Genomic DNA, 20,590 nt, shown 5'->3' on the forward strand with positions numbered 1-20,590 from the left:
CCGGTCAGGCGCAGACGCCGTCCAGCAGGACCTCCGGGCTCGGGCTGGGCTTCGGCGTCGCCGGCTGCTCCGTGCCGGTACCCGCCCCGGCGTCGTCGGCCCCGGCGGTCTCGCCGGTGTCGCCGGAGTCGGTGGACTCGACCGGGTCGTCTGCCTCCGGCTCCGCCCCGGCGTCGCCCTCCTCGGTCCCGGAGTCGCCACCGGCCTGCGCACCCGCGTCCGCCCCGGCGCCGCCGCTCGCGCTGGGCGCCGCGGACGGTTCGGCGTCGGGCAGCACGACCTGCTCCGGGGGCTGGTCGGCGGCCATGCGCGCGAAGATCTCCGCGGCCTCCGGGGACCAGCCCAGCCCGCCGACGCCGCCCTCCTCCGTGTCGTACACGGGGACCTTCGTCATGATGATGTTGCGCTTCTCGATCTCCCGCAGCGACCACGCGAGGCCCGCGACCTTGCCGGGGTCGGCGATGTCGGGGTCGGCGCTCAGTGAGCCGAGCGCCGCGTTGATCAGGCGGAAGGTCTTCGTCGGGTCGGCGAGCGTCTCGGCCGACAGGATCTGTCGCAGCGTCGCGTTGATGAACGACTGCTGCCGCTCGATGCGCGTGAGGTCGCTGCCCAGCTCGAGCCCCATCCCCGTGCCCTTGCGCACCCGGAGGAACTGGATGGCCGTCTTGCCGTCGAGCCGGTTCTCCCCCGCGGGCAGGTCGATGCGCGCCGACCGGGGATCGCCGTGCAGCGCCTCGGGCAGGCACATCTTCACGCCGCCGATGGCGTCGACCACGTCGATCACGCCGTTCATCTTGACCACCGCGTGGTTGGTCACGGTGACGCCGGTGATCGCGTTGACGGTGTTGATGGTGCACGCCGCGGCGTGCTTGAGCGACGTGTCGCCGCTGCCCACCTCGAACGACGCGTTGAACTTGTCCCGATAGGGCTGGGTCTGGCTGCCGTCGGGTAGCTGGCAGGACGGGATGTCCACGAAGGTGTCACGGGGCAGCGACACGATCTCGATCCACTCCCGGTCCGCCGAGATGTGCACGAGCATCGTCGTGTCGGAGCGCATGCCGCTGACGGTGCCGCCGATGTCGGCGTTCGACCCGTCGCGGATGTCGGTGCCCATGAGGAGCAGGTTGACCGGGGTGCCCTTGAACGGGTCGGACGGGTCCTTGGGCTTGACCTGTTCCGCCACGAGGCCGTCCAGGTCCTGGACCTCGATCTGGGAGATGGCGTTGTGGTACGCCGTCGCGACCGCCGCCGAGCCGAAGGCCATCACGCCGACGACGCTCATCGTGACGCTGCGGAACACGAGCGTCTTGCGCCAGCTCCGCACGTGACGGGGCTGCCGTTCGCCCCGTCGAGCATGCCGCGGAACCCCCCGCAGCACCTCGCCGACAGGTCGGACCGCCGTCCAGAAGTCACTCGCCACGCACCGGAGACTAGAGCCTCGGTGCAACAATCGTGTAAATAAGTCCTGCCGCTCCCAGGTCTCGTCCAGGCGATGCCCGGGGACACGGGGCCTCAGGTTCGCCCCCGCTGCCGGCCGTCAGCTCGCGCAGACGCCCGGCAGCAGGGACGGCGACGGCGACGCGGAGGGCGTGCGCGACGGCGTCGGCCCGCCAGTTGCCGGACCGCCGTCCGGACCCGCACCGCCGGAGGGTTCGCTCCCGGCCCCGCGCGCGGACGGCGACGGCGACGGCGTCTCGTGTCCCGGCGGCGGGTCGTCGGCGGCGATGCGTTCCCAGATCGCCGCCGCGTCCTGCGTCCAGACCACCCGGTTGGCATCGCTCGGTGCGGCCACGACGGGCAGCTCGGTGAACACGATCCGGGCCGGCTCGATGTCGCGGATGCTGAAGGCCAGGCCGGCGAGCGCCGCGGGGTCCGCCAGCCCGGGGTCGGCGGAGACGGCGCCGAGGATCGCCTCGATGGTGCGGTACAGCCGCGGCGAGTCGGTCACGACGTTCTGCGCCAGCACCTGGCGCACCAGCGCGTCGACGAACGCCTGCTGGCGCTCGATCCGCGTGAGGTCGCTGCCCTGCTCCAGCCCGAGGCCCTCGCCGTGGCGGGCCCGGAGGTACCCGATGGCCTGGCGCCCGTCGAGGGTCTGCTCACCGGCGGGCAGCTCGAACCGGCCGTACGCCGGGTCCTGGACGAGCGGCTCGGGCAGGCACATGCGCACCCCGCCGAGGGCGTCGACGACGTCGACCACGCCGTCCATCTGGACCACCATGTGGTTGGTGACCGGCACGCCCGTCAGGGTCTGCACCGTGGAGATGGTGCAGGCGGCAGCGTAGGTGAGGTCCTCGGTGGCGCCGCCACCGATCGTGAAGGCGCTGTTGAACATGCCGTAGCGGGCGCCGGACTCGGTGCCGTCGGGCAGGGCGCAGGAGGGGATGTCGACCAGCGAGTCGCGCGGGATGGAGACCACCTCGATGCGGGACCGGTCGCCCGACACGTGCACGAGCATGGTGGTGTCCGACCGCATACCGCCGTCGCCCTCGCCCGCGATCTCCGTGTTCTCGCCACCGCGCAGGTCGGTGCCCATGACCAGGATGTTGAGGCTGCGTCCGGTGAACGGGTCGTCGGGGTCCGCCGACGGCGTGGGGCCCTTGACCAGACCGGAGACGTCGCTGACGCCGATCTGCTGCTTGAAGTCGAGGTAGGCGGCGGCTCCGCCGGCGACCACGAACGCGAGCGCACCGACGACGACGAGCGCCGCGGCACGCGCGACGCGATGACTGCGCTGGTGACGGAGGTGCCGGGGCACATGCGGAGCATAGGCACGTACCCCGGCACGGGGCCTGTTAAGTCACCGGGGATCACCTGACGGCGGCGGCGCCCAGGTCCGGGTTGTCCGAGAAGAACCCGTCGAGTCCGGCGTCCATGAAGACGCGGATCTCGCCCACGAGGTCGCCGATCCCGTTCGGGTCGGACGACGAGCGGAACTCCGCCGGCAGGAACTGGTTCTCGCGCCGGAACGTCCACGTGTGCACGTCGAGGCCCGCCCGGTGCGCGTCGCGGATGACGCTGGTCGGCTCGGCCAGGGTGCCGTCGGCGGCGCGCGGGATCAGCACGTTCTTCTCCGCCCCGATGCCGTCCGCGTAGCGGGCGACCTCGCGCAGGCCCTGACGCGTGACCAGGTCCGCATAGGTGCGCGGGTCGCCGTCGGCCACGAAGTCGTAGGGCGCGCCGCTGCTGCTCACGAGCTGGCCGAGGCGGACGTCGGTCAGGTCGTCGAGCTCCTGGAGGTTGCCGACCTCGAAGGACTGCACGATCACCGGGGCGTCCGCGCGGTCGAAGCCGTTGCGGCGCAGCTCGCGCACCAGCGGCTCCTCCAGGGACAGGCCCACCGAGTCGAAGTAGGTCGGGTGCTTGGTCTCCGGGTAGACGCCCACGGGCGCGCCGTCGCAGGTGCGGCTGTTGCGGGCCAGGTCGAGCACCTCGTCGAGGGTCGGGACGAGGTACAGGCCGTCGAACGCCGTGTTCTGCGGCCTGGCCTGGGGCAGGCGCTCCTTGGCGCGCAGGGTGCGCAGCTCGGCGAGCGTGAAGTCCTCGGTGAACCAGCCGGTGACCGCGGTGCCGTCGATGGTCTTGGTGGTGCGGCGGCCGGCGAACTCGGGGTGCGCGGCGACGTCGGTCGTGCCGCTGATCTCGTTCTCGTGCCGGGCGACCAGCACGCCGTCCTTCGTGGAGACGACGTCGGGCTCGATGTAGTCCGCGCACTGGTTGATGGCCGTCTCGTAGGCGGCCAGCGTGTGCTCCGGCCGGTACCCGGACGCCCCGCGGTGCCCGACGACGGTCACGCCGTCGTCGGTCGCGCGCTTCTTCCGGAGGTCCACCAGGGCCATCTCGGTGTCGTCCGGGGTGCCGGTGACGCGCGCGTCGTTGCCCGGGTAGTTGTTGTCGTTGCCGATCAGCAGCGTGTCCTGGTCGACGAACAGCACGGTCTCGAAGGACTGCACCGGCAGGCTGAAGGTGTCGCCGAGGCCGTAGCCCTCCCCGGCGTCGATGCCGCGGGGGTTGTCGATGCGCAGGGCGTCGACGACGAGCTCCTTGCGCACGTACCCGTCGCGGTCCCGTTCGCTCAGGTCGATCTCGTAGACCCGCTTGGTGACCGCCTGGTCACCCTCGAAGTCGTCGCGCTCGACGAGCAGCATCGAGTCGCGGCCCGTGGCGAAGGCGTCGCCGATGACGTTGGCGACCTGGTCGGTCTGGTACGCCCAGCGCTTGCCCGTGTACCCGCCCTTGCGGGTGTCGAACTGGTAGATCCAGCGGCGGCGCGGGTCGGCGTCGTCGGCCAGGGCGCCCTCCACCACGGGGTAGAGGTAGCGGCCGATGCCCGCCATGGCCTCGAAGCCACGGCTGCTGCCGACGTTGGGCTGCTCGCCGGGCTCCAGGTAAGGGTTGCCGGGCGACCTGCCGTCGGGGAACTCGTACGGGGCCTCCAGCAGCGTGCCGTCGGCGGCGAAGTGCAGCAGGAACGGGCCGAACTCCTCGCCCACCCAGAAGGTGCCGTCGGCGCCGCGCACGAGGGACTCGATGTCGAAGTCGGCACCCGTGAGAGGCCGGTCGGTGGTGTCCTCGTGGACGATCTCGAAGTCGAGCACGTGGTTGCGGTCGTTGTACTGGACGTGGTCCAGCACCTCGATCGAGCCGTCGCCCGAGCCACGGCGGTCGGTGTCCCAGTGCGGGCGCACGAGGTAGCTGCGGAGCAGGAAGTCCGCGGAGTTGCCCTTGGCGCCGAAGCCGTTGTCGGGCTGGGCCCAGAAGGTGCCGTCCTCGTTGTCGACCATGGCCGAGAAGCCGGGGACCACCTGGCCGTCCCAGGGGCCCTGGCGCCCGTTGGCGGGGCTGGCGGCGGCGCCCGAGGGCGGGCCGGCGGCCAGGAAGTCGGCGGACAGCGTGGCCCGGCCCGCGAGGCTCGCGGCCAGGTAGGTGCCGCCGTGGTGCTCGGGACCGGGCCGCGGGCCGGCGACGGCGACGGCCGCCGGAAGCAGCATCGACGCGGCCGCGGCGGCGGCCACCGCGCGCGTGACGCGGGTACGCAGGGGTGTGCTCATGCCGGTGAGCCAAGTGGTAGCACCGGAAGTCCCGGTGAATCCGGTGCTACCGCCAGGTGAACTCTCAGACCGGCATGTGCCAGCCGCCGCGCCGGAAGGCCGGCGTCGCCACGGCCAGGACGCCGATCGCGAGGGTCACGGCCGCGAGCATCACCAGGGCCATCGCCGTGGCGTCCCCGCCGAGGAACCCGCCGAGCGAGCTCACCGTGCCCGCGACCAGCGACTGGATGGCGCCGATCATCGCCGCCGCGGTGCCGGCGATCTCGCCGTGCCGCGACAGCGCCATGGCGGACGCGTTCGCCGGGACCAGGCCCTGGAACGCGAGCACGCACCACAGCGCCACCAGCAGGCCGATCAGTCCGCCAGCGCCGGTCAGCACGACGACCAGGAGCACGACCACGAGCACCGCCTGGGCGACCACGCCGAACCGGAGCAGGCGCACCGGCGCGACCTTGCGCACCAGAGCCGCGTTGACCTGCGCGGACAGCACCAGACCCACGCCGTTGACGGCGAACAGCAGCGCGAACTGGCTCTCGCTGAGCCCGAACTCCTGCTGGAAGATGATGGGCGAGGCCACCACGTAGCTCATCAGCACGCCGAACCCGAGGCCGGGGATCACGGCCAGGGCCAGGAAGTGCCTGTCCCGCAGGAGCCGCCCGTACCCGCCCGCGACGGAGCGGACGCCGCCCGTCAGCCGCCGGCGCGGCGGATGCGTCTCGGGCATCTTCAGGAGCACCACGAGGACGAGCGCGGCACCCATCGCGGCGAGCACCACGAACACCCAGCGCCAGGTGCCGTGCGCCAGCACGAAGGACCCGAGCGTGGGCGCGAACATGGGCGCCACGCCGATCACGAGCATGAGCCGCGACAGGATCCGGGCAGCCTCCGCGCCCACGAACCGGTCCCGCACCACGGCCACGGAGGCCACACCGGCGGCCGCGTTGAAGAACCCCTGCGCGAGCCGCAGGCCGATCAGCAGCGGCATGCTGGTCACGACGGCGCACAGCAACGAGATGACGACGTGCAGCGCGAGGCCCACCAGGAGCGGGGCGCGGCGCCCGAACCGGTCGGACAGCGGCCCGATGACGAGCTGCCCGACGCCGCCGCCGATCAGCATGCACGACACGGTGAGCTGGGCCAGCGCCTCGGTCGAACCGAGGTCCACGGCCACCTGCGGCAGGGCGGGCAGGTACATGTCGACGGTGAAGGCGGGCAGGGCGGAGAGCGCCCCGAGCATGAGGACCCACTTGACGGTCGACCGGGACGACGGCCCGCGTGCGGGCACGGCTGGGGAGACGCCCGACGGCGCGGTGGATGGCATGGGTCCGATGCTATCGAATCGATACGACAGTGAGAAGGGCAATCTCGCCGGAAGCATGCTCGGGGCACGTGATCTCGGTCTCCGGGGGTGCGCCGGCGGCCCGCGGGTGTCAGTGGCTCGGGGCATGCTGGTCCCATGTGCGGACGCTTCGCCTCCTTCACCCAGAGCCAGGACCTCGCCGACGAGCTCGCCATCGCCGAGCTGGCCGACGACGCCCGGCTCCTGCCGCCGTCGTGGAACGTGGCGCCCACCGACCCGGCACGCATCGTCGTGGAACGTGCGGCCCGCGACTCGGCCCAGGTCACCCGGTCGATGCGCGTGGCACGCTGGGGGCTCGTGCCGTCCTGGGCCAAGGACCCGGGCGTGGGCGCCCGCATGATCAACGCCCGTTCCGAGACGCTGCTCGACAAGCCGGCCTTCGCCAAGCCGTTCAAGGCGCGGCGCTGCCTCGTGCTGGCCGACGGGTACTACGAGTGGCGCAAGCTCGGCCTGCCCGCCGCCGGGTCGAAGAAGGTGCCGAAGCAGCCGTACTGGATCCACCCGGCCGGTCCCGGGGTCGCGGCGTTCGCGGGTCTGTACGAGTTCTGGCGCAACCCGGCCGCGAGCGAGACCGATCCGGACCGCTGGCTGGTCTCGACCACGGTGGTGACCCGGCCGGCGTCCGAGGCGATGTCCGCGATCCACGACCGCATGCCGCTCGTGCTCCCGCCGAACGCCTGGGACGAGTGGCTGGACCCGTCCGTCGGCGACGCGTCAGACCTGCTGGGCATCGACGGCACGGCACTCACGACACGCCCGGTCAGGGACGCCGTGGGGTCGGTGCAGAACGACGGGCCGGAGCTGATCGAGCCGGATCCTGAACCGCGGGACCCGGAGCCGGTACTGCTTTGATCACAAGCCGGGGCCGATCGTTGCGAATATGCAACTCGAATGGCGGATGACACCGTTCCTCTACAGGCTGGTCCGGTGACCATCTCCACGACCACGGACAGTCGGGAACCCGACGGCTACGACGCGTTCATCACAGACCTGAAGCACCGAGTGCGCTCCACGCAGTTTCGGATGGTGCGCGCTGCCAACACGGAACTGCTCCGCCTCTTCTGGAACGTGGGGAACGAGATCCTCACCCGGCAGCGCGACCAAGGCTGGGGTGCCAAGGTCGTGGACCGGATCTCCGCGGACCTGCGGCGCGAGTTCCCAGGCCAACGCAGCTGGTCCCGTCGGAATCTGCTGTACATGCGCAAGGTCGCCGAGGTCTGGCCCACCGAATCCGAATTTGTGCACCAGCCTGGTGCACAACTGCCCTGGCGCCACGTCACAGTCCTTCTCGACAAGCTTCGTACCCGCACCGAGCGCGAGTGGTATGCGGCACGTGCTGTTGAGAACGCCTGGTCCCGGGCGAGCCTCGAGTTCGAGATCATGACGCCCTCGCGAGCACCGCCTCACCGGTCGCCGTGGCGCTGTATGAGGGTCTGACACGCGAGGAGCGGGCAGCCCTTCCTAGTCCCGAGGAGCTCCAGGCGGTCATCGAGAGCGAGATGCAGGCACAGAAGCCGACTCGGCCCGCCGCCCCTCAACGGGCCACGACCTGATACGTCCGAGCAGGCAGGACGGCGCCCAGCGGACTATCCGCCGAGCGACAGCTCGCCCAGCCCCCTGATCCGGTCCGCCACCTCCGGGTGCCGGTCCGCACGGTCGAGCAGCACCGCGCCCAGCCCCGCATCGAGCGCGCCCTGGAAGTCCTTCTCGATGTCGTTGCCGACCATCAGCACGTCACCCGGCGCGAGGCCGAGAATCTCGCAGGTCGCGGCGTAGGCCCGCGGGTCCGGCTTCCCTGCGGGCAGGTCGTCGGACGCGACGACGACGTCGAGGTGCTCCGCCAGCCCGGTCCGGTCCAGCTTGAGACGCTGGTGGGTGGCGTCGCCGTTGGTGAGCAGTGCGACGACGAGCCCGGCGTCCCGCGCCCTCCGCAGAGCGGGGACGGCGTCGTCGAACGCCCTCCAGGCGCGCTCGTACCGGGTGAGGTAACCGGAGAACAGCTCGTCGGCCTCGTCGTCCGTGGTGTCCGCGCCGAGGAACTCCCGCACGCGGGACCGCCGCTGCTCCAGGAACGTGATCTCCCGGCGCTGGTACCGCGCGTAGACCTCCTCCGACACGGCATGCCACGCGGCGACCTGTTCCTCCGGGTCGTCGAGGTCCAGGCCCAGCTCGGGCAACCAGTCCAGGAGCGCCGCCCGCGAGGCGCCCTCCTGGTCCACGAGCGTGTCGTCGAGATCGAAGAGAACGGCTTTCAGCACGCCCGCATCGTGTCACACGCACCTGGCGCGACGCCGCGAACGCCCAGGGCACGCCGGACGGCGGATCCGGGGATTCACCCGGGTGACATCCCGCGCCTGGTCAGAGCTTCACCCCGGTGTTCGGCCCGCTCGCGTTTATCACCCTCGGGCCGGGTTGTGGGCGGCCTTCCGCGCACTAGTTTCGGTGCCGACAGCCGCTGCCTCCACGGCCCGGGCGCAGTGCGCCGGTGCCGTCCTCACCGCTCCGGAGCCATGACCACCGCCACGCTCACCCCTGCCCCGACGCCCGCCGAGCCCGCCCCGGGACAGCCCCCGGCGCAGAAGTCCCGGGCCACCCGGCGTTTTCTCCCGGAGGTGCAGGCGCTGCGGGCCCTGGCCGTCGCCCTGGTCGTGGTCTACCACCTGCGGCCGGACGTGCTTCCCGGCGGGTACATCGGCGTCGACGTCTTCTTCGTCATCTCCGGCTTCCTGATCACGGGCCACATGCTCCGCGAGGCCCACGCGACGGGCCGGCTCCGGCTGGGCCACTTCTGGGCCAACCGGGCGCGGCGCATCCTGCCCGCCAGTCTCCTCGTGGTGGCCGTGGTGCTGGTGAGCGCACCGCTGCTGCTGCCGGTGACCGACCTGGCCGAGGTGGGTCGTCAGGGCCTCGCGTCGGTGCTCTACGTGCAGAACTGGGCGTTGGTCGGCAACGCGGTCGACTACCTGGCCTCCGACACCGCCGCCACCCCGTTCCAGCACTTCTGGTCGCTGGCCGTGGAGGAGCAGTTCTACATCCTGTGGCCGCTGGTCGTGCTGGGCGCCGCCGTGGTGGCCCGTCGCGCGGGGCGCGGCCCGCGCGCCCTGACGACGGCGCTGCTGGTCGCGTTCGGCGTGCTCGTCGCCGCGTCGTTCGCCTGGAACCTCGTGTCGGTCGGGGCCGAGGACCCGGCGGCCTACTTCTCCACCGCCACCCGGCTGTGGGAGCTGGGCGCGGGCGGCCTCCTCGCCGTGACGCTGCGCTGGACGGAGCGCTTCCGGCTGGCGCGCTCGGTGCTCGCCCTGGCCGGCTTCGGTGCGATCGGCGTGGGCGCCGCGACCCTGACCGCCGCGACCCCCTTCCCGGGGACCGCGGCACTCCTGCCCGTGCTCGGCACCATGGCGGTGATCGCCGCCGGGCGCACGTCGGGCGTCGGATCCCTCACGTGGTTCGTCGACCGCCGGCCGGTGCAGTGGCTCGGCAACGTGTCGTACTCGCTCTACCTGTGGCACTTCCCCGTGATCGTCTGGTTCACCGAGTACGCCGGCGGCACGCCCACCCGCCTGGAGAGCCTCGGGCTGCTGGGCCTGATGCTCGTCGCGGCCGGCGCCAGCTACACGTTCGTCGAGCAGCCCCTGCGTTCCACCGCGTGGCTGCGGGAGCACGACGGCCGCTCGCTCGGCCTCGCCGCGACGTCGATGGCCGTGGTCTGCGCGCTCGCGCTGGTCCCGGTGACCCGTACGGCGGCGGTCGAGCACGACTGGGACGACCTCGCCGCGCAGATCGACGTCTCGCCCGAGGCCGGCCGCGTCCACGGCGCGCACGCCGCCGCCGACGGCACCCTCGACGTGTTCGTGGACGGCACGGTCGCCATCCGGCCCAACCCGGTCACGGCGGTGACCGACCTGGAGATCGCGGAGACCACACCCTGCGAGTCCGACCTGAGCACGGAGACCAGCGAGGTCTGCGAGTACGGCGACCCGACGTCGGACGTGGTCGTCGCCATGGTGGGTGACTCGCACATCCGGATGCTCAGCACGCCGCTGGCAAACCTCGCGGAGGAGCGGGGCTGGCGGCTCCTCGGGTTCTTCCACAACTCGTGCCCGTTCTCCTACGAGCAGCGCGCCTACAAGGCGGACGCGTGCGCCGCGAAGAACGCCGAGACGATGGAGCAGCTCCGGGAGGTCGAGCCGGACGCGGTGATCACCTCGTTCCTGGGCCGCAACCCCTTCCGGGACACCGGCACGGGCATGGCTCCCGGCGTGAAGGGCCTCGCCGACCTGTGGAACGACCTGCACGACCTGGGCGCCAGCGTCTACGTGGTGAAGGACGTGCCCGAGGCCAAGGAGAAGTCGCAGGCCTGCGTCGCGGAGAACTACGAGCACCCCGAGCGGTGCGCGGTCGACCGCCAGAAGGCCATGGTCCGCCGGGGGCTCGTGGACACCGCCGCCGAGCACGCGCCGCACGCGACGGTGATCGACTTCACCGACTTCTACTGCGATGCCCGCAAGTGCCACCAGGTGGTGGGCAACGTGCTCGTCTACCGCGACCGTGGCCACCTCACCGACACGTTCGCCCAGACCCTCCAGCCCTACCTCGCGGAGGCGATCCCGGCCCGGTTCCCCTGAACGGACGGGTGAGAACGCCGACGTCCCGGGTGAAGTGGCGCGGAGCCGACAACGTTCCGGCGGTACCGGCCGTCCCTTGACGTGACAGGTCTCCGTCCGCACCCACCTGGGGGATACATGACCACCCGCACCACACGTCCGGCACCACGCCTGCTCACGATGGGTGTCGCGGCCACGCTGGCGCTCGGCCTGCTCGGGGAGGGAGCGGCCGCCGACGTCCTCGCTGCCTCCGCGGCGACGCCGTCCGCGACCGCCACGACGACCGCGACGTCGGCCCGGCCGGCGACCCCGCGCGGCCTGCGGATCGCGCCCGCCGCCGAGACCGTGACCGCGTACGCCTACGACGGTTACGTGTACCTGGACTCGCCCGCCTGGCTCGCCGCCTACGACGAGGGCTACGAGTTCCGGGCCGAGCGGGCCCGGCCGTCCGGCCCGGTGACGCTCACGAAGACGGTGATCCGGGGCAAGAAGCGCACCACGACGACGGCACCCGCCTCGATCGTCGACGGCCTCGACGGCTTCCGCAAGGGGCTCAGCGTGCAGGTGGCGACGGCCCAGGGCACGGTGCTGGCCAAGGAGACGCGCACCCTGTGCCTCGGCGGCTCGGAGCGCCAGCGTGTCCAGCCGACCGGCCGCACCGAGCCGGTCTACCCGGAGTTCTGCGGCGGGAACTGGTTCACGCGCTCCACGGTGTCCGGCGTCGAGCAGGGGTGGGCGGCCCGGATCGACGGGTACTTCGAGGTGCAGACCACCCGGAAGGACCTCGTCCTGACCATGAGCATCAGCAAGCCGGTGGCGGAGTTCCTCGGCATCCCCGCCGGGAACCGCACGCTGCGGCAGAAGGTCACCGTGGAGGACGAGTGCGAGCTCTTCGAGTGCGGTGAGGTGGCCGACCAGCTCCTGGGCGAGCCCGCCGAGGGCTTCAGCACCCAGGCCGACGACGCCCGCACCGACCGGGCGCAGGCCCTGCGCGCGCAGGGCGGCGCGCACGGCACGCACGGCGCCGGCCCGGGTGCCGGGCACCGCGTCAACCTCTTCACGCTCCGCGAGGGCGGCCAGCAGCACGGGGACCACCCGGCGCTCGGCCAGGCGGGTACGGCGCCGTCGTCGCGGCGGCCCGCGCGGGACACGCTCCCGGACCTCGTGTCGGCGCCGGCGTGGCAGATCGGCACCGAGGTCGACGAGGCCGGCACCGACCGGCTCACCTTCAACGCGAACGAGTGGAACGCGGGCCCCGCTCCCCTGGTCGTCGAGGGCTACCGCCGGGGTGCGGCCGAGGTCATGGACGCGTACCAGTTCTTCTACCGGGACGGCAAGGAGGTCGGCAGCACGCGGACCGGGTCGATGAAGTACCACGACGCCCCGGCGCACGACCACTGGCACTTCCTGGACTTCGCGAGCTACGAGCTCGTGCGGCCGAACGGCCGGCTGGTGACCACGAGCGGCAAGCAGTCCTGGTGCCTGGCGCCCACCGACCCCGTCGACCTCTCGGTGCCCGGCGCGGCCTGGCGCCCGGAGGCCACGGGCCTCGACAGCACCTGCGGCGACCGGTCCGCCCTCTGGCTGCGCGAGGTGCTGCCCGTCGGGTGGGGCGACACGTACAACCAGACCCAGACGCAGGCGTTCGACCTGACCGGCGTGCCCAACGGCACCTACCGCATCCGGATCACCGCCAACCCGAACGGCACCCTGCACGAGCGGACCCGGTCCAACAACGTGAGCCTGCGGACCGTCGTGCTGGGTGGCCGGCCCGGCGCGCGCACCGTGCAGGTGCCGCCCTACCAGGGGGTCGACACCGAGGTGCCGGAGGAAGACCAGTAGCCGCAGGCCCGCGGCGCGGGCGTACTGCATAGGCTGCGCCCCATGAACAGCACCGCGCCGTCGGCGATCCCCTCCGGGAGCCGCATCACCTGCAGCATCTCGGACGGGATCGCCGACGTGCGCCTGGACCGCCCCGACAAGCTCAACGCGCTGTCCCTCGACATGCTCCGTGAGCTGCGGGCGACGGCCCACCGGCTGCGGCGGGAGCCCGGGCTGCGCGCCGTCGTCCTCTCGGGCAACGGCCGGGCGTTCTGCGCGGGCCTCGACCTCGGGGCCGCCGCCCGCCGCCCGGCGGCGGTGGCGCGCGCGTTCGTGCCGACGCCGCGCGGCACCAACCTGTTCCAGGAGGCCTGCTGGGCCTGGCGCCGCCTGCCCGTCCCGGTGGTCGCCGCCGTGCACGGCCACGTGATCGGCGCGGGCGTGCAGATCGCCCTGGCCGCCGACCTGCGCCTGACCGCGCCCGACGCCCGCTGGTCGGTCAAGGAGGTGGAGCGCGGCCTGGTGCCCGACATGACGGGGATCCGTGCACTGACCCAGCTCGTGGGCATCGAGACCGCCAAGCGGCTGACCCTCACCGCCGAGGAGGTGACCGGGGCGGACGCCGCCCGGCTCGGCCTCGCGGGGACCGTCACGGACACGCCGCGCGAGGAGGCGTTCGCGCTGGCCGGCCGGATCGCCGCGCATCGCCCCGAGGCGGTGGCGGCCGCCAAGCGCCTGCTCGACCGGCGGTGGTCGTCGGGCGACCGGCGGACCTTCGCGGCCGAGCGACGGGCGCAGCTCCGGCTGCTCCCGGGCGCGCTGCGGGCGCTCGGCCGGCCCGCGAGATAGCCCGTCGGGGCCGGGCCGCGGCATACGGGTACCGGTGCGTCACGGCCGGGCCGCGGCGGCCGCAGCCTCCGGCTACCGCGCGGCCGCGCGGCGTCAGCCCTGGTAGGCGCGCTGCAGCCGAACGGGCGACAGCGGGCCGATGCCCGGCACGTCGCGGACCGGCTGCGCCGTGAGCGCGTAGCGCGAGGTCGCGGCGAGCTTGGCCGCGGTGTCCTTGTCGACCAGCACCGTGGAGGGGTCGGCCTGCTCGGTGAGGCGCGAGGCGAGGTTGACGGTCGGCCCGAAGATGTCGCCGAACCGGGACAGCACCCGGCCCCAGACCAGCCCGACGCGGACGGGGATCTCGGGGTCCCCGGGCGCCGCCGTCCCGAGCGCCTCGCCCGACGTCTCCGCGAGCCCGAGGGCCACCTCGGCGCCGGTCTCCAGGTCGTCGGTCACGAAGAGCACCGCGTCGCCGATGGTCTTCACCACGCGCCCGCCCGCGTTGACGATGACGTCGCGCGCGCCCGCCTCGAACCGCTGCACGAACTCCGCGAGCTCCTCGGAGCCGAGGCCCGCCGTGCGCTTGGTGAACGACACGATGTCCGCGAACCCGACCGCCCGGACCAGCGGGAGCTGGTGGCTGTCGTTGCGGGCGTCGCTGCGGGACCCGGCGAACTCGATGGCCATGCGCCCGGTCAGCGCGGCGAGCTGACGGCGCCACGCGTGCTCGAGCTGGCCCAGCAGCGTCTCGGTCATCTCGGGCAGCCGGTCCAGCGCGAGCAGCCGGGCCGAGGTCTCGTCCAGGTCGTACCGGCGGGCGAGGTGCTCCACCAGCGCCTCGACCTGCCACAGCGCCAGCCGGTCGGCGGTGTGGCCGACGGACCGGACGAAGGTCATCTGGGCCCGCTCGTCCATCTGCTCGGCCTCGAACAGCGCGGCCGCGTCCTTGAGCGCGTCCACGTCGGCGTCGGTGAACCAGGTCTCCGTCGGATGCGTGACCGGCAGGCCGATCCAGCGCCAGTACCGGGTGACGAACTGCTTGTCGAGCCCGGTGAGCTCCACCACCTGCGACAGCGTGTACCGGCGGGCGCCGCCGAGCAGCGTCTCGTCGAGGCGCGCCGCGGTGTCGGCGCCCGTGGCGTCGTGGTGGGCGGGAGGGGTCTCGGAGTTGTGGAGCACGTCACCACTGTAGGCGGGGACACCGCATGCAACCGCATGCATCCGCACGGACCGGCCCGGTCAGCCCCAGAGCGTCAGCACGAGGGGGATGCCCGTGAGCACCAGCAGCATGCCGACCACGGCCACCACGTTCCACAGGCTCAGGTGCACGCCGCGCACGCCGTCGTCCCGGTAGAGCAGCACCCAGACCACCAGGAGCCACGCGACGACGGCCGCGATCAGGCCTGCCGTCGGCGTCCCCTCGCTCTGCACCAGACCCCGGTCCAGACGGACGGTGCTGATCAGGTAGACGGTGACGATCGCCGCGGCGCACACGACGGCCTTGGCCACGCCCACCGTGGCTCGACCTGCGTCCATCGGCATCTCCTGACCGTCGCGCGCCGCCCGTTCATGCCGTGCCTGTGGCGGACATTACCGCAGGCCACCGAGCATTCGGCAGAGAATTGCGCGCAGTTCACCCCGGGATCCCGGGCAGTTCACCCGATGCCCGCGCAGGGTCAGGCCGGACGCCGCCCCGGCGGGCGGCCGCCGGTTCAGCGCAGGTGCCAGACGTCGCCCGCGGTCACCGCGCGCTCCTCGCCCGACTCCAGCCGCAGCACCAGCGCGCCCGTGCCGTCGAGGCCCACGGCCTCACCCTCCAGCACCCCCGCGCCGCCGGCGAGCTCGGCCCGGACCCGGGTGCCCAGCGTGGCGGACACCGCCGCGTACTCGTCCAGCAGCCCGGCCGCCGCGGCGTCACCGTCCGCCTGCTCCCACCGCCGCACCACGGCGTGCACCTCGCCGAGCATCCGCACCAGCACGTCCGTGCGGTCGGGCCGCGGGTGGCCCGCGAGCGCCAGCGACGTCGCCGTCGGTACCGGCAGCTCGTCGGCGGACTGCGACACGTTGAGCCCGATCCCGAGCACGACGGCGGGCGCCTCGCCGGCCCCGGGCGAGCCGGTCTCGCCGGCGGCCGGTGCCCCGGGGCTCGTCGTCCCGGGCACCACCTCGGCGAGGATCCCCGCGACCTTCCGGTACAGGCCCAGGCCGGCCACGGTGTCCACGGCCGGCAGCAGCACGTCGTTGGGCCACTTCACGGCGGCGGTGATGCCGCCGTCGGACACCGTGCGGACCACCGCGAGGCCCGCCAGGAGCGGGAGCCAGCCCATGGCCTCGGCCGGGACGCGGGGGCGCAGCAGCAGCGACACGGTGAGCCCGGCGCGCGGCGGCGTCTGCCAGGAGCGACCCGCTCGGCCGCGGCCCGCGGTCTGCTCCTCCGCGATCAGCGCCGAGGGCGCGGGCCAGGCGGCCGGGTCGGCGCGGACCGCGGCGACGAGCTCGGCGTTGGTGGAGGGCGAGGTCTCGACCACCTCGACCCGGGCGAAGCCGGGAACGGTGAGCCGGTCGAGGTACAGGGACTGGTGCACCTGTCCATCCTCTCCCCTCCGGGACGGCCGGACCCTTGGAGGAAACCCACAAGAGCTGTGCGCGACCCGCTGGACCCTCACGCATCGAGCCGGAGGCATCCGACAACTAGGCTCGGGGTGTGAACGACGCCATCACCACCCTCGCCGGAACGCGCGCCAAGCTCGACGACCTCGACGCCCGCCGGGCCGCGGCGATCGACGTCCCCGAGGAGACGGCCCGCGAGAAGCAGCACAAGCGGGGCAAGAAGACCGCCCGGGAACGCATCGAGGCGCTGCTCGACGAGGGCAGCTTCACCGAGCTGGACGCGCTGGCCAAGCACCGCAGCCGCAACTTCGGGCTGGACAAGAAGCGGATCGCGGGCGACGGCGTCGTGACCGGGTACGGCACGATCGACGGCCGCCAGGTCTGCGTCTACTCGCAGGACTTCACGGTGTTCGGCGGCAGCCTCGGCGAGGTGCACGGCCAGAAGATCACCAAGGTGCAGGACCTCGCGCTGCGCACCGGCGTGCCGCTCATCGGCATCAGTGACGGCGGCGGCGCGCGCATCCAGGAGGGTGTCGCGGCCCTGACGCAGTTCGCGGAGATGTTCCGGCGCAACGTCGCGGCGTCGGGCGTGATCCCGCAGATCTCCCTGATCCTCGGCCCGAGCGCGGGCGGCGCGGTGTACTCCCCCGCCCTGACGGACTTCATCGTCATGGCCGACCAGACCTCGAACATGTTCATCACCGGCCCGGACGTGATCCGCACCGTGACGGGCGAGGACGTCGACTTCGAGACCCTGGGCGGCGCCCGCACGCACAACTCGACGTCGGGCGTGGCGCACTACATGGGCCAGGACGAGGACGACGCGCTCGACTACGTGCGCCACCTGGTGAGCTACCTGCCGCAGAACAACCTGTCGGACGCCCCGGCCTTCCCGCCCGAGGACGACACGGTCCTGGAGGTGACGCCCGAGGACGAGGCCCTCGACGAGCTCATCCCGGACAGCGACAACCAGCCCTACGACATGCGCGAGGCCGTGGAGGCCGTGCTGGACCCGGAGTCGTTCCTGGAGGTCCAGCCGATGTTCGCCACGAACGTGCTGATCGGGTTCGGGCACGTGGAGGGCCAGTCGGTCGGCATCATCGCCAACCAGCCGCGGTCCATGGCAGGGACGCTCGACATCGACGCCGCCGAGAAGGCCGCCCGGTTCGTGCGCACCTGCGACGCGTTCAACATCCCGGTGCTGACCTTCGTGGACGTGCCGGGCTTCCTGCCCGGCGTGGGCCAGGAGCACCAGGGCATCATCCGCCGCGGCGCCAAGCTGATCTACGCGTACGCCGAGGCCACCGTGCCGCTGGTCACGATCATCACCCGCAAGGCGTACGGCGGCGCGTACATCGTCATGGGCTCCAAGCAGCTCGGCGCCGACGTGAACCTGGCCTGGCCCACCGCGCAGATCGCCGTGATGGGCGCGACCGGCGCCGTGAACATCCTGCAGCGCGGCGCGCTGAAGGCGGTCCAGGAGGCGGGCGGCGACGTCGAGGCCGAGCGGGCGCGGCTCACCGCCGAGTACGAGGACGCGATCGTCAACCCGTGGGACGCCGCCGAGCGCGGGTACGTCGACGCGGTGATCCGCCCGTCCGAGACGCGGGTCCAGGTCGTGCGTGCCCTGCGCGCGCTGCGCACCAAGCGATCTACGCTTCCTCCGAAGAAGCACGGCAACATCCCGCTCTGACCGGCGGGAAGACCTTGCACCGGAGAGGAACCAGATGAGTCACGAGGACGCCACCCACGGCCCGGCGCCGATGGGCCGCGTCGACGCGGAGCCGATGCACCGGGCGGTCGACGCACTGGCCGCGGCCCTGCACGACTACGTGGGGACGGCCGTGGGCGTCCGCGCCGAGTTCGGTGCCGCGGAGGCGGACGAGGACCCGCGCGTGCTGGCCCTGGAGTCGAAGGTGGGGCACCTGAACGCGGCGCTCTTCGACGTGCTGCACGGCTCGCTCGGCATGCACCCGGACCTCACGTCCTCGGTGTGGGAGCCGGGTCCGGACGACGAGGCCGTGGACGTCGAGGAGCCCGAGGTGGAGGGCGCCGAGTCGTTCTACCTGGGCTTCGTCGTCGGCTCGCGGGGCGGGGACGCGTCCCTGGACGGCGTGCTGGACCTGCTCGACGCGGCCGGCGAGTCCGTGGCGACGCACCTGACCGACGGCGGCTACGAGATCGCCGAGTGGGCGGCCTCGCGCGGCGAGGCCCCCGGCTTCGGCTTCTACGAGGAGGACGACGAGTGAGCCCCCAGGTACGCGTGGTGCGCGGTCAGCCCGACGACGTCGAGGTGGCGGCCCTGGTCGCGGGCCTCGCGGCCGTGGCGGCCGCCGGCCCGGAGCCCGAGGACGCCGCGCCGCTGGACGAGTGGACCAACCGGGCCCGGGTGCTGCGCGGGAACGGCGCCGCCACCGCCAAGAACTTCGGCGGGCGCGCCGGGCGGCACAACGCCGACGCGTGGCGCTGGAGCCTGCGGTCCTGACCCGAAAACCACGGGTCCGCCGAGGGCTCCGGCCGTAGGCTCCCCCTCATGACCTCCCCCACACGCACCCCCACGGCGATCGATGCCGTCGCCGACGCCTACGTCACCCGGCTCACCGAGCTCTCCCCGCTGTCCGCGACGGCGTGGGGCCTGCCCGGCCACGACCACGAGATCGGTGACCTCTCGCCGGCCGGCCACGACGCCGTCGCACAGGCGGGGCGGGAGGTGCTGACGCAGCTCGACGGGCTCGAGCCCGCGGACGACGTCGACCGCGTGACGCTCTCCGCGATGCGCGAGCGCGTGGGCCTCGACCTGGAGCTGCACGAGGCGGGCGAGGGCCTGCGCAACCTCAACAACATCGAGTCCCCGGTACAGCAGCTCCGCGACGTCTTCGACATCATGGCCACCGACTCGGTCGAGGCGTGGGAGAACATCGCCTCCCGCCTGAACGGCCTGCCGACGGCGGTCGAGGGCTACATCGAGTCGCTCACCGCGGCCGCCGCGCAGGGCAACGTCGCGGCGATCCGCCAGGTGCGCGAGTGCGTCGACCAGGCCCGCGAGCTGGCCGGCACGGACTCGTTCTTCACGTCGTTCACGCGCGGCGCCGCCGTCGACGCCGTGCTGGACGACTCGGCCGCGTGCAGCCTGGTCCGCAAGGAGCTGGAGCACGGCGCCACCGCCGCCCGGGAGGCGTACGGCAGGCTCGCGGACTTCCTGGAGCGCGACCTCGCACCGCAGGCCCCGGAGGCCGACGCCGTGGGCCGCGACCGCTACACCCTGTTCTCGCGCTACTTCCTGGGCGCGACGGTGGACCTCGACGAGACCTACCGGTGGGGCGTCGAGGAGCTCGCCCGCATCGTCGCCGAGCAGGAGCAGGTCGCCGCGCAGATCGCCGGTCCGGGTGCGACGGTCGAGGAGGCCGTGGCCGTGCTCGACGCGGACCCCTCCCGCAAGCTGCTGGGCACCGACGCCCTCAAGTCCTGGATGCAGGAGACGTCCGACGCCGCGATCACGGCGCTGAACGGCACGCACTTCGACGTTCCGGAGCCGGTGCTGGACCTGGAGTGCATGATCGCGCCGACGCAGTCGGGCGGCATCTACTACACCCCGCCGAGCGACGACTGGTCCCGACCGGGCCGCATGTGGTGGGCCGTGCCCGAGGGCGTCACGGAGTTCAACACCTGGCGGGAGAAGACCACCGTCTTCCACGAGGGCGTGCCCGGCCACCACCTGCAGTGCGGTCAGGCCGTGTTCGCCCGCGAGACGCTCAACACCTGGCGCCGGCTCGCCTGCTGGGTGTCGGGCCACGGCGAGGGCTGGGCCCTCTACGCCGAGCGCCTCATGGCCGACCTCGGCTACATGGACGACCCCGGCGACCGCCTCGGCATGCTCGACGCCCAGCGCCTGCGCGCGGCCCGCGTCGTCTTCGACATCGGCGTGCACCTCGGCCTGCCCGCCCCCGAGCAGTGGGGCGGTGGCACCTGGACCGCCGAGAAGGGCTGGCCCTTCCTCCTGGCCAACGTGAACATGCCGGAGCAGTTCGTGCGCTTCGAGTTCAACCGGTACCTGGGCTGGCCGGGGCAGGCGCCGTCGTACAAGGTGGGTCAGCGCCTCTGGGAGCAGACGCGGGACGAGGCCCGCGCGGCCGCCGCCGGTCGCGGCGAGCAGTTCGACGCCAAGTCGTTCCACGCCCGGGCGCTGAACCTCGGGTCGGTGGGGCTGGACACGCTGCAGGAGGGGCTGGCCTGACGCCCGTCCCGCGCGCGCCGGATCCGGCGGGAGTGACCGGGGTCACTTCCGCTGGATCCGTCATTTCCCTGTCTCGCCG

General features: G+C 72.8%; 17 protein-coding genes. 9 read left to right on the forward strand and 8 right to left on the reverse strand.

What is annotated here, in order from left to right; genetic code table 11:
• Positions 1–4 precede the first annotated feature (4 nt).
• From ACO229_RS15900 to ACO229_RS15915, 4 genes are all read right to left on the reverse strand, one after another.
• Entirely contained in the window at positions 5–1,420 is a 1,416-nt protein-coding gene (locus ACO229_RS15900) for an LCP family protein (RefSeq protein ID WP_423462089.1), read from the reverse strand.
• A gap of 117 nt (positions 1,421–1,537) precedes the next feature.
• A complete protein-coding gene (locus ACO229_RS15905) occupies positions 1,538–2,758 on the reverse strand; it encodes an LCP family protein (protein WP_423462090.1) in 1,221 nt (406 codons plus the stop codon).
• A 52-nt stretch (positions 2,759–2,810) separates the two neighbouring features.
• A complete protein-coding gene (locus ACO229_RS15910; RefSeq protein ID WP_423462091.1) occupies positions 2,811–5,051 on the reverse strand; it encodes an esterase-like activity of phytase family protein in 2,241 nt (746 codons plus the stop codon).
• A gap of 64 nt (positions 5,052–5,115) precedes the next feature.
• Complete coding sequence (locus ACO229_RS15915) at positions 5,116–6,372, reverse strand: multidrug effflux MFS transporter (protein ID WP_423462092.1); 1,257 nt, start codon at positions 6,370–6,372, stop codon at positions 5,116–5,118.
• Positions 6,373–6,507: 135 nt separating this feature from the next.
• Here ACO229_RS15915 and ACO229_RS15920 point away from each other — a divergent pair, with 135 nt between their 5' ends.
• Both ACO229_RS15920 and ACO229_RS15925 read left to right on the forward strand, forming a co-directional pair.
• The gene (locus ACO229_RS15920; protein ID WP_397416744.1) at positions 6,508–7,263 is read left to right on the forward strand and encodes an SOS response-associated peptidase; all 756 of its coding nucleotides are present in this window, start codon (positions 6,508–6,510) and stop codon (positions 7,261–7,263) included.
• Between the two features lie 75 nt (positions 7,264–7,338).
• Positions 7,339–7,848, forward strand: coding sequence for a DUF1016 N-terminal domain-containing protein (locus ACO229_RS15925; protein ID WP_423462093.1), 510 nt, complete (start codon positions 7,339–7,341; stop codon positions 7,846–7,848).
• Between the two features lie 149 nt (positions 7,849–7,997).
• Here ACO229_RS15925 and ACO229_RS15930 read toward each other — a convergent pair whose 3' ends face one another.
• Entirely contained in the window at positions 7,998–8,669 is a 672-nt protein-coding gene (locus tag ACO229_RS15930) for an HAD family hydrolase (RefSeq protein WP_423462094.1), read from the reverse strand.
• Between the two features lie 252 nt (positions 8,670–8,921).
• Between ACO229_RS15930 and ACO229_RS15935 the strand changes: the two genes are divergently transcribed.
• From ACO229_RS15935 to ACO229_RS15945, 3 genes are all read left to right on the forward strand, one after another.
• The gene (locus ACO229_RS15935; protein WP_423462095.1) at positions 8,922–11,036 is read left to right on the forward strand and encodes an acyltransferase family protein; all 2,115 of its coding nucleotides are present in this window, start codon (positions 8,922–8,924) and stop codon (positions 11,034–11,036) included.
• A gap of 117 nt (positions 11,037–11,153) precedes the next feature.
• Positions 11,154–12,857: a lysyl oxidase family protein gene (locus tag ACO229_RS15940; protein ID WP_423462096.1), complete on the forward strand. Its 1,704-nt coding sequence runs from the start codon at positions 11,154–11,156 to the stop codon at positions 12,855–12,857.
• 42 nt (positions 12,858–12,899) lie between these two features.
• Positions 12,900–13,685 (forward strand): crotonase/enoyl-CoA hydratase family protein, encoded by a 786-nt coding sequence (locus ACO229_RS15945; RefSeq protein WP_423462097.1) that lies wholly within the window; start codon positions 12,900–12,902, stop codon positions 13,683–13,685.
• Between the two features lie 93 nt (positions 13,686–13,778).
• Here ACO229_RS15945 and ACO229_RS15950 read toward each other — a convergent pair whose 3' ends face one another.
• From ACO229_RS15950 to ACO229_RS15960, 3 genes are all read right to left on the reverse strand, one after another.
• A complete protein-coding gene (locus tag ACO229_RS15950) occupies positions 13,779–14,846 on the reverse strand; it encodes an adenylate/guanylate cyclase domain-containing protein (protein ID WP_397416729.1) in 1,068 nt (355 codons plus the stop codon).
• Positions 14,847–14,906: 60 nt separating this feature from the next.
• Positions 14,907–15,203 carry a hypothetical protein gene (locus ACO229_RS15955; protein WP_397429691.1) on the reverse strand — a complete coding sequence of 99 codons (297 nt, stop codon included), beginning with the start codon at positions 15,201–15,203 and terminating at the stop codon, positions 14,907–14,909.
• 176 nt (positions 15,204–15,379) lie between these two features.
• Positions 15,380–16,252: a biotin--[acetyl-CoA-carboxylase] ligase gene (locus ACO229_RS15960; RefSeq protein WP_423462098.1), complete on the reverse strand. Its 873-nt coding sequence runs from the start codon at positions 16,250–16,252 to the stop codon at positions 15,380–15,382.
• A 119-nt stretch (positions 16,253–16,371) separates the two neighbouring features.
• On the opposite strand from ACO229_RS15960, the gene ACO229_RS15965 reads away from it, so the two are divergent.
• Genes ACO229_RS15965 through ACO229_RS15980 form a run of 4 tightly spaced genes read left to right on the forward strand, consistent with a single transcriptional unit; the run spans position 16,372 to position 20,511 of the window.
• Entirely contained in the window at positions 16,372–17,970 is a 1,599-nt protein-coding gene (locus ACO229_RS15965; protein ID WP_423462099.1) for an acyl-CoA carboxylase subunit beta, read from the forward strand.
• A 34-nt stretch (positions 17,971–18,004) separates the two neighbouring features.
• Positions 18,005–18,526 carry a hypothetical protein gene (locus tag ACO229_RS15970; RefSeq protein ID WP_397416717.1) on the forward strand — a complete coding sequence of 174 codons (522 nt, stop codon included), beginning with the start codon at positions 18,005–18,007 and terminating at the stop codon, positions 18,524–18,526.
• Positions 18,523–18,762, forward strand: a complete 240-nt coding sequence (locus ACO229_RS15975) for an acyl-CoA carboxylase epsilon subunit (protein WP_397429688.1) — start codon at positions 18,523–18,525, stop codon at positions 18,760–18,762. The genes ACO229_RS15970 and ACO229_RS15975 overlap by 4 nt, the downstream gene beginning before the upstream one ends.
• Before the next feature lie 48 nt (positions 18,763–18,810).
• Positions 18,811–20,511, forward strand: a complete 1,701-nt coding sequence (locus ACO229_RS15980; protein ID WP_423462100.1) for a DUF885 domain-containing protein — start codon at positions 18,811–18,813, stop codon at positions 20,509–20,511.
• Positions 20,512–20,590 lie beyond the last annotated feature (79 nt).

The organism is Promicromonospora sp. MS192 (genome assembly GCF_049532985.1).
In the GTDB taxonomy this organism is placed as follows: Bacteria; Actinomycetota; Actinomycetes; order Actinomycetales; family Cellulomonadaceae; genus Promicromonospora.